The following is a 14,629-nucleotide window of genomic DNA, read 5'->3' as shown; positions in this document are numbered from 1 at the left end:
CTTCAACGAGCCGACAGCAGATCCTTGAGTGCATCTTCCAGCGCTGGAAATGCAAAGGAGAAACCATGCTCCATCACCCTCGCCGGGATCACCCGCTGCCCCCCTAGCAGCAGTGAGGCGGACTCTCCCAACAGCACGTGTAATGCAGGACCCGGCATCGGCAAAAGACAGGGACGATGGAGTATCGATGCCAGCGTCTGTGCAAGCTGGTCGTTCGTCACAGCATGAGGCGCCGTGGCATTGAAAGCCCCTGACAACGACGAATCCCTGAGTAGAAACAGGATAATACTGACCATATCGTGGACATGAATCCAGGAGACGACCTGTCTGCCATCCCCCATTCGTCCCCCCAGCCCAAAACGAAACGGCGGCAACATCCGGGACAACGCACCGTATTCCGGATGCAGGACAATCCCGGTGCGTAGCAGACAGACCCGTATGCCCAGCGATTCCATCTGCCTGGCCTCTTTTTCCCAAAGACGACAGAGGTCAGCCGCAAAGTCATCACCTGGCCGATCCTGCTCCGCAAGGTTAACATCGCCGCCATGCATCCCGTAATAACCGATGGCAGAGCCACTGATCAACACCCCAGGCCTTGCCCCCAGTCGCTCAAAGCATTCCCGTAACTGCCGGGTGACACCGATACGGCTGTCTATCAATACCTGTTTACGCCCAACCGTCCAACGTTTATTGAAAATCCCTTCACCTGCCAGGTTAATACAGGCATCAACCCTGGGCTGCTCCTGTAGCTCTTCCAGCGACAAGACAACAATCACCGATGGTCCCAGTATGTTGATGACACGATCAAACGGAGGGCGTGCATACACAATGACCCGCCAGCCATCCGCCAGTAGCTCAGGTATCAGAAACCGTCCTATAAACCCCGTTGCCCCGGTCACCAGAACCGTCTTTTCAGCTCCACCCGTCCCTGCAACACTGTTGCTCATAGCATCCACCCTTGTGGGGATTAGTCGATCATGTTCTTCCAGTATAATGTCAGCAAATGATTATCCCTTTGCAATAGCAAGGACTGCACTCGGAGACATTATGAAACTCAGCCGATACGCCGTAACCAGCCTTTTGCTCATCAACCTGACAGGCCCGGCCATCGCAGATAACGCCTCCACCACAAACATACCATTGGAAAAGTTACAGGCTGTGGTACAAGCGAAGGGCTGCGCCAGCTGCCACGGAACCCGCGGCCAGGGTAATCCCGCCATGAAAGGGCCCAAGCTGGCCGGCCAGACAGCTGACGCACTGGCCAGCAAGCTCCGGGACTATCGCAAAGGCGAGATTAAAAACCCTACCATGAATGTTATGGCCTATCGGCTTTCCGATCAGGAGATCGCCGAGCTGTCAGAATACTTCAGCCGATTTCAATGACAGTCGTAAACAGGTTTTTATGCACCCTTCAAATAACGCTGTTCAAGATGCTGACGGAAATAGGCCGGATTGAGCGCCTCACCGGTGGCAGACTGAATCAGTGCATCCGTTTCCAATCGAGAACCCTGCTGCCATATGCTGTTTCGCAGCCAATCAAAAACACCCTGAAGATTTCCTTCACGAATCTGCGCATCAACATCCGGCTGCTGCCTGCGTAACACGGCAAATAGCTGCGCGGCCACCATGGCACCAAGGGTATAACTGGGGAAATAACCAAAAGAGCCGTCGGTCCAGTGAATATCCTGCATACAACCATCGCGGTGATTGCCCTGTGTATCCAAACCCAGAGAAGCCTGCATCTTCTCATCCCAGAGTCCAGGAATATCACCCACTTCAATGCGCCCTTCTACCAGATCCCGCTCAATCTCATAGCGAAGAATAATGTGTGCAGGATAGGTGACCTCATCAGCATCCACCCGAATAAAGCCCGGACTGACCCGATTATATATACGACAAAGGTTATCTAGATCCAGCGCAGGGTCATCACCCAGCGCCAGAGATTCAACAATCCATGGTGCAATCAACGACAGAAACGCCGGACTCCGCCCCAACTGCATTTCGAAAAACAGGCTCTGGCTTTCATGAACGCCCATGGAGCGGGACTCACTCACAGGTAAGCCCAACGTTGCTGCCGGCCGGTTCTGCTCATAACGGGCATGACCCGTTTCATGAATAACCCCCATTAACGCCTGGGTAAAGTCATCCTCGTTGTAACGGGTGGTAATACGTACATCTTCCGGCACGCCACCACAAAATGGGTGAACACTGACATCCAGGCGACCATGGTCAAAGTCAAACCCCAGCAATGTCATGATTTTGCGCCCCAGCACCGCCTGCTTTTCGATAGCGAAAGGGCCTTTGGGCGTAAGAACCACATCCTGCTTCTGCTGTTCACACACGCTCTGGATCAGTGATGGCAACCAGGATTTCACGTCAGAAAAAATGCGATCCAACGTTACACAGCTCATACCTGGCTCATAGAGATCGAGCAAGGCATCATAGGGCGAACAGCCCATGCTCTCAGCACGGATTTGCGCCTCTTCCCTGGAGAGTTTGACGACAGTTTCCAGATTCACAGCAAAACCCTGCCAGTCATTTTCCTTGCGCTGCGTGCGCCAAGCATGTTCACAGGCACTGCCAGCCAGGCTCCTGGCCTGCACCAGCGCCTCAGGAATTACCGTAGCCTGCTGCCAGACACGCCGCATTTCACGCAGTGACGCTTTACTGTCAGTATCCAATGCACCGCTGTCTGCCTGATCCAGCCATTCCCCAACCTGAGGGTGTGTTTTTTCCCGGTGAATGATCACAGCCAGCTCAGCCAGCGCTTCACTGCGCGCCTGATTGCCACCCGGCGGCATCATGGCAGCCTGATCCCATTGCCCCATGGCGGCAAGATGGCTTAAGCGATGAATCTTTCGAAAATGTTCCTGCAGGTTGTCCAGCGCGTTGCCCATAATTTCACCCTATGATTGAGTCAATCCGAATCATCGCCTGCCAACATGATCAGCGATACCGCAGTTCGACACCGGCGTTTTTCGTTTGCAGCAGCGGCAAGGAGGCCGCGGTAGCATCGCAGGGCAGGAGCCCTGTCGATGCGGTGGAAAACGGAAAGCGCCGGTGCGATCTACCCCGATCTCACCCAAACAGCACTCACCGCTTACCCAGAGCCGCCAAACCAAAACCTTGCCACACCCGCTGCCTGATAGCCGTCAAATCATCCAGCATCATATACAACGCGGGAATCAGAAACAGGGTGATGACCGTGGCAAACAGAATCCCGAATCCCAGAGATACCGCCATCGGTATGACAAACTGTGCCTGCAGACTCTTCTCGAGAAGAATCGGTACCAGCCCCAGAAAGGTGGTCAACGACGTCAGTATGATAGCCCGAAAACGATTTTCACCCGCCTGCAGCACGGCATCTTTCAGCCGCATACCCGCTTCACGCCCCCGGTTAATGAAGTCGACCAGAATCAGACTGTCATTAACCAGTACCCCCGCCAATGCAATGAGGCCATAGATCGATAACATACTGAGATTAAGTCCCAACACGCCATGCCCAAACACAGCCCCGATCAAACCAAACGGGATAATGGACATGATGATAAACGGCTGGGTATAGGAGCGCAGCGGAATGGCAATCAATGCATAGATCATGAACAACGCCAACAGGCCAGCCTGCGACAGTTTGCTCAGCGTTTTTTGTTCTTCCAGACTGGCGCCTTCAAGGCCGTGTTCAATGCCAGGGTATCGCTTCAGCATCTCCGGCATAAACATATTATTGATATCGTCTACCACTGCCGCCGGCTCAAGACGGGACGTATCAACATCCGCACTGACGGCAATACTGCGCTTACCATCCAGACGCCTGATCGATGCGTACCCCTGCCCACGCTCCAGCACGGCCACCTCTTCCAAGGGGACTGCATCACCATTAGCGGTTCGGATTCGGACACTTTCCAGTTGCGCCAACGTTTTGCGCTCATCTTCGGGATAGCGCAGCAACACCCGGATTTCATCACTGTAGCGCTGGAACCGTTCCACTTCTTCACCATAAAACCCCTGGCGAATCTGGCCACCGAGGTCCGCCAGACTCAAGCCTAAGGCCCGGGCGCCCGGTTTCAGTGAAAGGATGATTTCGTCGCGACCGGATTCAAACGAGTTTTCAATGCTGTGCACGCCGTCAGTCATACGCAGGTACTGTTCCAGTTCCCGGGCGGCAGCCTGCAACTGCGGATAATTATCGCCATTCAGCTGGAAAAACAGGGGCTTACCTCCACCGGCATTCTCACCCGCCTTGATATCCAGTACACGAATACCCGGAAGGTCACCCACCCGCTGCCGCCAGAGATCCGCAATCTCGTAAGCATCCAGCGTACGGCCTTCAGCCTTGGTCATCTCAACAACAACCTGTCCGACGGTATCGCCGTCCGTAAAGATCAGGACATGTTTCAACAACCCGGAACTGTCAGGATGCTCTTCACGGTAGTCGCTATCGAGCGCACGAATCGCCCCCTGCAATTTCTCCAGGGTCTGGTTTCTGACCTCAGGCGCAGTACCCGGATTCATTTTCACCGTCACTTCCAGAAAATCACTCGGCACTTCCGGAAAGAAGACAAACCGTACCAGGCCGCCTTTCATCGCGCCCATAGTCAACATCAGCAAACCGATAAACACGGCGATGGTGGCATAACGGTGTATCACCGCCCACTCAAGCAGCGGCCGGTAGAACCCTGAAACAAACGACAAAAGAGCCTTATTGAAACGATCCTGTAAACGGCTGATCCAACCCTTCTCATCACCCGCTGCCGGCAAACGTTTCATATGCGCAAGATGTGCCGGCAGAATCAGCTTGGATTCCACCAGGGAAAACAACAGGCACAAGATGACAACAACACCAATGGATTCAAAAAATGGCCCGGCCTGACCTCCGACGGTTAATACAGGGGCAAAGGCTGCAATGGTCGTTAACACACCGAACATGGCGGGCACCACCACCCGGTTCACACCAACAATCACGCTGTCGATAGTGTGCCCCTGTTTCCCGATTTCCGTAAAAACGCTCTCCCCGATGATAATGGCGTCATCGACAACAATCCCCAGCACGAGGATAAAGGCGAACAGACTGATCAGATTCACAAACACCGGAAACGGACCCACCGGCATCAACCAAATGGCGCCCAAGAAACTGACCGGGATACCAACTATCACCCAGAAGGCTACCCGGACCCGCAGAAACAGGCTTAATACCAGAAAGACCAACACAGCACCTGCCAGCATATTCTCCAGCATCATATCCAGACGGCCCTGCAGGTAGTACGCACTGTCGCCCCATACCGCGACATCAACGCCCTGGGGCAGCTGGTCACGATGCTCATCCACCCACCGGGCAACCGCTGCCGATGAGGCAATATCATCGCCGTCTCCGGCAGACAGGACATTCAAACTGATGGACGGCTTGTCATTGAACAGTGACAGCGAATCATCACGGTCAAACTCTTCACGGATATCGGCAATATCCCCAAGGCGTAACTGACTGCCATCCGGGTTTGAACGCAGGATGATGCGGGCATAATCCGCCGGCGACCAGGCCTGCCCCCGGGTACGTAACACGATATCGCCATCCGGCGTTTCCACGGAACCTGCAGCAATATCGACAGAATCACCCCGCACAGCCTGGGCAATTTCGGCAAAGGTGAGGCGATACTCCCGCAAGGTGTGTTCCGAGACTTCGATGGCGACAATCAGGTCATCATCCCCAAACACCTTGACCTTGCTGACTTCCGGTAGCGCCAGGAGGTCATCACGCACCCTGACAGCCACCTGATGGAGAGAATAGGCACTGGCATCACCGTAGACCGACAGCCAGATGACATTGTTCATCCGGTCATTCTCGACCTTGCTGATCACGGGTTTTTCCGTTTCTTCCGGCAACCCGGTAATGCCATCCACGGCCTGTTCCACATCGGTGAGAATATCATCCACTTCAAAGCCGGATTCCACATCGATAATGGTCACCCCGCTCCCTTCACGGGCGATGGACTCAACATCCTTAATACCGGCAATCCCGTTAAGTGCTTCCTCCACCCGGATACTGATGCCCTGCTCGACATCCCCCGGTGAGGCGCCGGGGTAATCAATCACGACCTGGATTTTATTGATATCAAAATCGGGGAAGGTGCGTTTCTTGATACTGAATGCAGCAGTCACCCCTGCGACAACAATGATCAACATCAGCAGGTTGGCAGCAACCGGGTTACGGGTAAACCAGGCAATCACACCCTGTCGTTCATACGATTCACTACTCACCGGTTACCCCTCACCCGTTCCATCGGGTTGACTGCTGTCGATGATCGGCGTCCCCTCCAGCGGATCTTCCAAGACGGTGGTAATCAGACGGTCCCCGGTATGAAAACCACTATCGACGTACGCCATCCCGGCCGAAGCATAACGCACACCCACCTTGCGCAGACGCATCATTCCCTTGTCAGCCACCAGCACCTCATTGTTTCGCCGGATCAGGGAACGGGGAACCGCCTGCACATTGTCCAGCGATATGCCTGTAATCGACGCCCGAACAAAAAGCCCGGCCTTCAACGGCATCCCACTGTCACGGTTTGTCATGCCGTAAGGATCATGAACTTCAGCAACCAGCACATGCATGCGGGTTGAGCCTTCAACGACGCCCTCACTGCGTACAATGTCACCGGCCCACTGGACTGCCCGCGAACCAAACTGCGCGGTCAATGTGACAGAGGGTCCATTCGCAATACTGCCAAATGCCGGTATATCCAACAGTGGCAGACTACTCGCTGTCACCGGCAGACGTACTTCAGCAATATCCGTGGCAAAAGTGATACCTAATGGCGTCCCCGGTGAAACGTATTGGCCGATATCCGCCTGGCGACTTTTGACCATGCCATCATAGGGCGCACGAATTTTTGTTTTACCAAGATACAGCCGCGCCTTATCCAGTTCGGCCTGTGCTGCCTTGACGTTGGCGTCGGCCTCCGCAATAAACGGTTCCCTCAACAGCAACGGCGGTGCGTCTACCAACGGCCGTCCAGACTGCCGCCAGTTGACCGCTTCCGCCTGGCGTCGCGCCTGCTCTTCTGTCAAACGGGCCTGACTGGCTGCAAGGGCTGCCTCTGCCTGACGTACCGACACCGCATAATCCAGGGGATCCAGCCGGATCAGCACATCACCTTTGCGAAACACACCACCCGCAACAAACACCGGCGAGAGTTCCGTGACGAGACCGGATACTTCCGACACCAGCGTAGTTTCAGTGGAAGGCTGAACAGTGCCCTGACTCTCAATCTGAACAGGCACGGTTTCAACCCGCAAAGGCTGTGTCTCAACAAGAATATCCGGGGGAGCAGCGGCCTTGGTTTGCCGATCAGGTTGATACCCCGCCAGCAACAACGCGCCAAGCAAAAAGGCAGCCAGAATGATGACCGGCAGCAGGATCTTTTTTATTGTCATGCCCAATCCATGCAGTCTGTTCAGTTAACAGTAATATCACGCTGTTGCTTATATTTTTTGTGATTAAAGAATACCGGTCTTCCACGCGGATTACCGCAACAATTTGATCAACTATCACCGGGAGGCCAACCATTGCCTGATGCGCATCCGGCATCCCGGCTTTTCCCTGTATCAGGAAATGACAACTATACTCCCCCTGCCGGCCTCATGACCGACAAGCCCGTCAGTCGCAGGGCAGGGATCATTGCATCAAATAAAGTGCATACAACATCTGTCAGCATGCAAGAAGATGGATCACCGGTATGGCGACAATGAGGAGCACATGTACAACAAGGTTCACATGGAATACCGGGAACACCATAAAAGCAGTGACAATTCAGACTAACCCTTCCGCTGCCTGATGAATCAACAGCACTCTCAATGATCGAATTTTACAGGGCGCACCGAGGGTGGCCACAGACTATCCAGATGCTCAGGTTCAACCCTTTAGAGAGTTGAAACATCCCTTTCTGGGTCATTGACGCCCCCAGAAATGCACTTAGCCTATGCGCCTGAAAACCATTATTCATAACAGAAAGCAATAAAAAGTACTGTGGCATTTAACCAAACAAATGAGTAACGCGGTTCAATACGCAGAATTGCCACTCAGAAAACGAATAATCGGTCTGAGGAACCAAATATCTACCGAGCTTGTCCAACCCACTGTATGTGCAAGAAATCTTAACTTTTACCCAAAAAGACCAGCCTCTGACGGCGTCCGTTATTTTGCAGGTAGAGAGTCAAGATAACCTACGTCATTGGAGAGTATTACATGCAGAGAAAGAAACTGTTTGTCGGCAACCTGGATTTTTCGGTTACTGATGCAGACCTGATGGAGGCATTCAGCGCCTTCGGCACCATTGAAGAAGCCCGTGTCATCACGGACCATGAGTCAGGCCGATCCCGGGGGTTTGCCTTCGTGACCTTCAGTACGGAAGAGTCCGCCGAGTCCGCCCTCACCCTGGATGGACAGGCACTGAATGGACGGGATATGCGGGTCAGTATTGCCACCGAACGGAGCAAGAATGACCGCGGCAATGGTGGCCGTGGCGGCCCGGGCGGACGCAAGCGGTTTTAACACGCTCGCCCCAATGCCCAGAAAGCCAGCCTGTCGGGCTGGCTTTCTGACGTCCTGACTACCTACCGTCAAACACAGTTACCACAGCATTCACCGACATCGGCATGCCCCATACCAACCGGTTCACGGGGTGGTTTCACCGATTTTTCTTTCACCACCAGTTCACCCAGCTGATCCCACCGATAGGTCGGCCCATCCACACAGACAAGATCATTGGCGACATAGCAGTGGCCACACAGACCAACACCACAGTGCATACGGCGTTCCAGTGACAGCCAGATATGTTCAGCTGGATATCCCTGCCCGGTCAGGTACTTGCAGACGGCTTCCATCATCCCTTCCGGACCACAGCAGATCACATCATCAAAGGGACCATCCTCCGCCTGAATACGATCCAGGTTGCTCATCAGCTCGCGCCCCTTCAGGTATTCCCGACTGGCGCCTTCCTGGTTGTCCACGGCTTCATAGAGGCGACAGCTTTCCCGCCATTTGTCCCGCTCATGGCGCATCACCAGCATGGCCTCGCTGCGCGCACTGAAATAGACAACAGGCGCTGAACCTTGCGTAGTCAGCGCATCGATCTCCGCCGCCACCGGCGCCAGGCCACAACCACCGGCAATCACCAGCACCCGGCGCCCGGCCAGATCCGGCCAGCCTTTGCCAAACGGGCCACGGGCACCAAGTACATCACCGGGCTGACAGGTGAAAAGTGCATCGGTTAATTTACCAATCTGGCGGATCAGCGCATGAAAACGGCCGTTTTCATCAGGCATGCCGGCGTAAGTAAACGCGGCTTCGCCCTTACCCGGGACGGTTAGCATAAAGAACTGCCCGGGACTGACCTGATCCGGGTTGGCCACGCTGGGCAGCACGCCTTCAACCGCTACCGGCTCAAAGGTGAAGTGATCAATTTCCTCACCGTCCGAGTAACGGTCGACCAGCCGAACGGCGACAGGGGTTAAATCAAACATGAGCAATCTTCTCCATGACTGAGTGCACTCCGATAGATCCGGGACAGGTGGCTTCACAGCGGCCGCAACCAACACAACCAAAACGTCCCATCTTGCGAACAAAGTCGCCGGAGAACTTGTGGTACCAGTAACGTGCGACCCGACGGCCAGCCGCCGAGGTCGGGTTAGCACCACTGGCTTCACGCTGAAAGCCTTCCATCAGGCAGGAGTCATGGAAACGCTCACGGTAAAAGCCCTTGTCAGTTTTGATATCCCGGGTCGCATAACAGCTGCAGGTCGGGCAGGTCTGACTGCAACCGGAACAGCCCAGGCATTTACGTGCCAGGTTATCCCAGACAGCGTCAGGAATGGCGCGAGCGTTAATACGCTGGATACCGTTGATGATATAGGTGTCATTCGGAAACGCCGCCCGGGCATGCTCACCGTTCATATCACGCCAGTAGCGCCAGTGTGAATCCGCCGGTGTCAGGTTCATGCCGTCCACGGCCGCCTGTCCTGCCGGGCTGGCACAAATCAGCCACCAGCCGGGTTGATCACCGCCAACGCTGGGCATGGGCGCCAGGATCAGGTCAGCCCTGGCCTCATCCACCAGCGGACCGGCATCTACCGTACTACAGAAGCCGTTTTCGCAAGGACTACTGCAATCGATACCAACCAGCAAAGTATCCTTACGGCGAGCCTGATAATAAGGATCATCCTGGAAATGCAAATCCTGATACGCCAATGCCGTGAGATCACAGGCTTTCATCCCAAACAGGACCTGTGGCTCAGAGGCCGGCCGGGAAGATCGGAATGTCTCACCATCGAATTCAAACAGATGTTCCCGCTCAGCAAAAAACATCGTCTTGGGTGACATCACGGGACGCAGGGCCGGATCAAACGGGGTCACATCACCACTGATGACTTCCTGCCAGCTGCCGTTGCCGGTGGCATCCTGCACCGGCTGCATGACCCGGTAGCGCATCAACAGCCAATCACGCAAATGTTCGGGGCGCTCCAGCTCATAGACGTACATGGCAATCTCCCTGTTCACGCAATACCTGGATCGGTTTCGGACGTTCGGCCGGGTCCAGTGGCTCAACCCGTACGGCACAGGCCTTGAGTTCCGGCATCCGGGTCACCGGGTCCTGGGCATCGTTGGTCAGCTGGTTCGACGGTGTATCATCAAAGTGGTAAGGCATACTGACCAGCCCTGGTGGTAACTGATCAGTAATCACCACCCGGGTTTCCACATATCCCCTCCGAGAGCGGACACCCACCGGTGCGTTGTTGAACAAACCCTGGTTGGCGGCATCCTGAGGACTCATGAACAACAATCCCATGGGGGTTTCACGTTCCAGCAGCGGCGACTTGCGGGTCATGGAGCCGCAACCGTAATGGAAATGCAGGCGGATAGTGGTCAGGAAATAGGGGTATTCAGCATCCGGATTTTCCGCCGGTGGCAGGTAGTGCAAGGGCATCAGCCGGGCCTTGCCGTTCGGGAAGCTCTTCTGGTGCAGAATCGCGGTACCATCGGGCGACCGGCTGTCGCAGGGCCATTGCAACCCGCCATGCTGCTCCAGGCGTGGGTAGCTCATCCGGCTATAGATAGGCATCAGAGCAGTGAACTCATCAAACACCGCTTCAGCTGATGGCCAGTCAAACCCCTCTTTTCCAAATTCACGGGTCAGTTTGCCAATGATCTGCCAGTCCGGAAGGCAGTCACCCATCGGTTCAATGGCCTTGCGAATACGCTGAACCCGGCGCTCACAGTTGGTGAAAGTACCATCCTTCTCGGCAAAGCTGGCAGCCGGCAGGATCACATCCGCAAAACGGGCCGTTTCGGTCATGGCCATTTCCACCACAACCAGGAAATCCAGACGATTCAGCACCTTCGAAACCTGGTTCTGGTCAGGATCGGTCACGACCGGGTCTTCCCCGAAAATCATCATGGCGTGGAACTGGCCGGACAGGGTGGCCTCATTCATCCCCAGTGAGGTCATACCCGGTTTGTCTGCCACGTCGCAGCCCCAGGCACGGCTGAATTTTTCCCGCATCGCCGGATCATCCGTGGACTGGTAACCCGGATACACTCCCGGCAGCGCACCCATATCACAGGCACCCTGCACATTGTTCTGTCCACGCAGCGGATTAATGCCGGTACCGGGACGTCCTACATGGCCGCAGCTCAGGGCCAGGTTGGAAATCGCCATGACATTGTTGGTACCACTGACATATTGGGTCACACCCATGCCGTAAGCGAGGAATGCCGCCCGGGCGTGGCTGTAGATGCGCGCCGCCTGAACGAGCTGATCCTCCGGCACCCCGGTAATGCGGCTGACGACTTCCGGCGGGTATTCTTTGACATTGGATTTGAGCAGATCCAGATGTTGGCAATGCTCATCGAGAAACGCCTTGTTTTCCCAGCCTTTCTCAAAAATGATATTCAGCAAGCCGTTGAGCAGCGCGACGTTTGACCCCAGACGCAACTGCAGGTGGACATCTGCCAGACCGGCCAGTCGGGTCTTACGGGGATCCACGACCAACAACAGTGCCCCGCGCTCCTTTGCTTTGATGATCTCACTGCCAATGATGCAATGGCTTTCGGTCGGATCACAGCCAAATACGACCACGACATCGGCCTTTTCAATATCGCCAATACTGTTGGTCATGGCGCCAGAGCCCAGTGTCCGGGCCAGGCCTGCGACCGACGGGCTGTGACAGATACGGGCACAGTGGTCAATATTGTTGGTTTTCAACACCGCGCGGGTAAATTTCTGGATCGCGTAATTGTCTTCGTTGCTGGCCCGGGCACAGCTGATAGCGCCGACAGAGGTTGGGCCATGTTCTTCCAGATGGTAACTGAACTGCTCATGAATCAGGCTGACGGCTTCTTCCCACGAGGCTTTACGGAAGCTGCCGTTTTCCTTGATCAGTGGCGTGGTAATCCGGTTCTGCCGGTCAACCCCGAAGGCGCTGTTCCAGCCCTTCGAGCAGAGGCGGCCCTTGCTGACAGGATGGTTCCGGACCGGCTCAACACCGATGATCTGCTGACCCTCCGTGCGCAGGCCAAGACCGCAACCGGTGCCACAGAACGGGCAGATGGTCGAGGTGGTTTTGATGCTCATTGACATATGTCACCTGAGTTTGAAGATGATTGCATCCCTTCGTCACCGCCAACTCACACCCGCGCCCATGCGCCGGTCTTTTTCAGGTGACTTTGGAATCGTGCAGGCGTGCGAATGCATCGGACAGTACCCGCGCTGATCTGCGTCAACGTCGTCCCGATACGCGACGTATGATGCTACCGTCGTGTAGTAAATGGATTGACTTAAAACAATAGTTTTCGTGTGGGTATATCGCCACCCGGGTTCAGGTGGCGATATCAAGAAAGGCGGGAGTAATCAGGCCAGCTCTTCGTCGAGCAGCATTTCAGGGGCTTCCGTCATGGCGCCAAGCGGTCGACGCCAGCCGAGTTTCTTCTCAATGGCACTGATCATCTGACCGGCAATATCCTTGCCTGTCGCATTCTCAATGCCTTCCAGGCCAGGTGAGGAATTCACCTCCAGCAGCAACGGCCCCTTACGGGAACGAATGATGTCGACACCTGCCACTTTCAGGCCCAGCGTCTTGGCCGCCTTGATTGCCAGTTTTCGCTCTTCCGGTGTAATTTTGATAACCGAGGTAGTACCACCTTGATGGACATTGGCGCGGAATTCACCGGGCGCCGCCGTACGCTGCATGGAAGCCACTACTTTGTTGTCGATCACAAACAGTCGCAGATCCTTGCCATCCGCTTCCTTGACAAATTCCTGAACCAGCAGATTGGCCTTCAACGACGTAAAGGCACCAATGACACTTTCCGCCGCTTTTCGCGTTTCAGCCAATACGACGCCCCTTCCCTGTGTGCCCTGCAACAACTTCACGATCAATGGCGCACCACCCACCATATCGATCAGGTCTTTGGTTTCAATCGGTGAATTGGCAAAGCCGGTCGTCGGGATATCCAAACCACTGGACAGCAACAATTGCAGGGAAAACAATTTGTCGCGCGACATGCTGATGGACTGCGAGGAGTTCAGCGGATAAATACCCACACTTTCAAACTGTCGTGTCAGCGCACAACCATAAAAGGTCATGCTCGGACGAATTCGCGGAATCACGGCATCCAGATCATTCAGGATACGTCCGCCACGGTAATGAATTTCCGGGGTTTCTGCATCCAGCTTCATGTAGCAGTGCTTGATGTTCAGAAACTTCATCTGGTGCCCGCGCTCTTCGCCAGCTTCCAGAATGCGCTGATTACTGTACAGGTTCGGGTTGCTGGCCAGCAGGCCAATCTTCAGACCGGTGTTCTTTTGCTCATGCCCACCGTATAACGCCCGCACTTCCTCACTGGTACGGATACCGGAACGATGACTTTCCGACGGATCCACCAGCATTCGGCCACTCATGGCTTCGCGCCCCAGCAACATCCGGTAACCCATTGAGTCTCGATTCGCCAGGGTCAGCTCAATATCCCAGGTTTCACCGGCAAAGTTGAGCAGTGTACGAATCACATAGCGCTTCTCCGAGATACCCGTGGAACTTTTCACCAGGCGACGATCCACAATCTGGGCTTCACAACGCACCACGGTACGACGGTCCTGCTGGATCGGATGAATCTCAAAGCTTACCCAGGGTGTCCCGCTGCGGGAGAAAGGGTGAATATTGAACGCATGAATTGAGGAGGTCTTGGCGCCGGAATCCACCCTTGCCTTAATGGCGGGGATGCCTAACGCCGGAAAGGCACACCACTCTTCACTGCCAACAATGATCTTGTCCGAATCATTTTTCAGCATTGGAAACTATCTCTTAAAATACCGGCGGCTCCCGCCTGCCGGTTATCAACAAAAAAACACCACCGCCCGCAAAAACTCGGTTACAGGTCAACTCGGCGTTGATCATGAAGGACCAAAGTGACAGCAGCATGTCCGGGCACTGTCGTACCCTTTAAAACCGTCTTCTTTAAAAAAGATAAAATATAGTACAGCGTTTCGTCAGGCAGGATACCGACGACATTAACGAATGCTTCACTGTACGACAGATACACTCTATCTAAACAAAAAAACTCCCGTTAAAACGGGAGTTTTCG

10 protein-coding genes and 1 pseudogene are annotated in these 14,629 nt (G+C 54.8%); 2 read left to right on the top strand and 9 right to left on the bottom strand.

The annotated features are described in order from the left end of the window. Positions 1 to 2 precede the first annotated feature (2 nt). Positions 3 to 947 (bottom strand): TIGR01777 family oxidoreductase, encoded by a 945-nt coding sequence (locus tag KHS78_RS16390; protein WP_211829562.1) that lies wholly within the window; start codon positions 945 to 947, stop codon positions 3 to 5. A gap of 100 nt (positions 948 to 1,047) precedes the next feature. Between KHS78_RS16390 and KHS78_RS16385 the strand changes: the two genes are divergently transcribed. Further along, positions 1,048 to 1,383 (top strand): c-type cytochrome, encoded by a 336-nt coding sequence (locus KHS78_RS16385; RefSeq protein ID WP_211829561.1) that lies wholly within the window; start codon positions 1,048 to 1,050, stop codon positions 1,381 to 1,383. 17 nt (positions 1,384 to 1,400) lie between these two features. On the opposite strand, the gene KHS78_RS16380 is transcribed toward KHS78_RS16385, so the two are convergent. The 3 genes from KHS78_RS16380 to KHS78_RS16370 form a co-directional block, all read right to left on the bottom strand. Beyond that, positions 1,401 to 2,897, bottom strand: a complete 1,497-nt coding sequence (locus KHS78_RS16380) for a carboxypeptidase M32 (RefSeq protein ID WP_211829560.1) — start codon at positions 2,895 to 2,897, stop codon at positions 1,401 to 1,403. 196 nt (positions 2,898 to 3,093) lie between these two features. Beyond that, positions 3,094 to 6,252 carry an efflux RND transporter permease subunit gene (locus tag KHS78_RS16375; RefSeq protein ID WP_211829559.1) on the bottom strand — a complete coding sequence of 1,053 codons (3,159 nt, stop codon included), beginning with the start codon at positions 6,250 to 6,252 and terminating at the stop codon, positions 3,094 to 3,096. A 3-nt stretch (positions 6,253 to 6,255) separates the two neighbouring features. Then, entirely contained in the window at positions 6,256 to 7,428 is a 1,173-nt protein-coding gene (locus KHS78_RS16370; protein ID WP_211829558.1) for an efflux RND transporter periplasmic adaptor subunit, read from the bottom strand. 811 nt (positions 7,429 to 8,239) lie between these two features. On the opposite strand from KHS78_RS16370, the gene KHS78_RS16365 reads away from it, so the two are divergent. Beyond that, positions 8,240 to 8,545: an RNA recognition motif domain-containing protein gene (locus KHS78_RS16365; protein ID WP_211829557.1), complete on the top strand. Its 306-nt coding sequence runs from the start codon at positions 8,240 to 8,242 to the stop codon at positions 8,543 to 8,545. A 68-nt stretch (positions 8,546 to 8,613) separates the two neighbouring features. Here the strand turns inward: KHS78_RS16365 and KHS78_RS16360 are convergent, their stop codons facing one another. From KHS78_RS16360 to KHS78_RS16340, 5 genes and pseudogenes are all read right to left on the bottom strand, one after another. Next, positions 8,614 to 9,516, bottom strand: coding sequence for an iron-sulfur cluster-binding protein (locus KHS78_RS16360; protein ID WP_211829556.1), 903 nt, complete (start codon positions 9,514 to 9,516; stop codon positions 8,614 to 8,616). Further along, complete coding sequence (locus KHS78_RS16355) at positions 9,509 to 10,531, bottom strand: 4Fe-4S dicluster domain-containing protein (protein ID WP_211829555.1); 1,023 nt, start codon at positions 10,529 to 10,531, stop codon at positions 9,509 to 9,511. Before KHS78_RS16355 ends, KHS78_RS16360 begins: the two co-directional genes overlap by 8 nt. Continuing rightward, a complete protein-coding gene (gene fdhF, locus KHS78_RS16350) occupies positions 10,518 to 12,623 on the bottom strand; it encodes a formate dehydrogenase subunit alpha (RefSeq protein ID WP_211829553.1) in 2,106 nt (701 codons plus the stop codon). Before fdhF ends, KHS78_RS16355 begins: the two co-directional genes overlap by 14 nt. A 276-nt stretch (positions 12,624 to 12,899) precedes the next feature. Further along, entirely contained in the window at positions 12,900 to 13,841 is a 942-nt protein-coding gene (rimK, locus tag KHS78_RS16345; RefSeq protein ID WP_211829651.1) for a 30S ribosomal protein S6--L-glutamate ligase, read from the bottom strand. A gap of 84 nt (positions 13,842 to 13,925) precedes the next feature. Then, positions 13,926 to 14,336 (bottom strand): annotated as a pseudogene (locus KHS78_RS16340) (ATP-dependent zinc protease family protein); the annotation flags it as partial. Between the last annotated feature and the right edge of the window lie 293 nt (positions 14,337 to 14,629).

It is taken from the genome of Kistimonas asteriae (assembly GCF_018263925.1).
GTDB classification, from domain to species: Bacteria; Pseudomonadota; Gammaproteobacteria; order Pseudomonadales; family Endozoicomonadaceae; genus Kistimonas; species Kistimonas asteriae.
The sequence above is the reverse complement of the archived record's forward strand: the minus strand, read 5'-3'. Positions and strand labels throughout refer to the sequence as shown.

Bases quoted from the DNA above. Each gene is read 5' to 3' on its own strand.
- KHS78_RS16370 (WP_211829558.1), bottom strand. From the start codon at position 7,428: ATGACAATAAAAAAGATCCTGCTGCCGGTCATCATTCTGGCTGCCTTT.
- fdhF (WP_211829553.1), bottom strand. From the start codon at position 12,623: ATGAGCATCAAAACCACCTCGACCATCTGCCCGTTCTGTGGCACCGGT.
- KHS78_RS16385 (WP_211829561.1), top strand. From the start codon at position 1,048: ATGAAACTCAGCCGATACGCCGTAACCAGCCTTTTGCTCATCAACCTG.
- KHS78_RS16380 (WP_211829560.1), bottom strand. From the start codon at position 2,897: ATGGGCAACGCGCTGGACAACCTGCAGGAACATTTTCGAAAGATTCAT.
- KHS78_RS16360 (WP_211829556.1), bottom strand. From the start codon at position 9,516: ATGTTTGATTTAACCCCTGTCGCCGTTCGGCTGGTCGACCGTTACTCG.
- KHS78_RS16365 (WP_211829557.1), top strand. From the start codon at position 8,240: ATGCAGAGAAAGAAACTGTTTGTCGGCAACCTGGATTTTTCGGTTACT.
- KHS78_RS16390 (WP_211829562.1), bottom strand. From the start codon at position 947: ATGAGCAACAGTGTTGCAGGGACGGGTGGAGCTGAAAAGACGGTTCTG.
- KHS78_RS16355 (WP_211829555.1), bottom strand. From the start codon at position 10,531: ATGTACGTCTATGAGCTGGAGCGCCCCGAACATTTGCGTGATTGGCTG.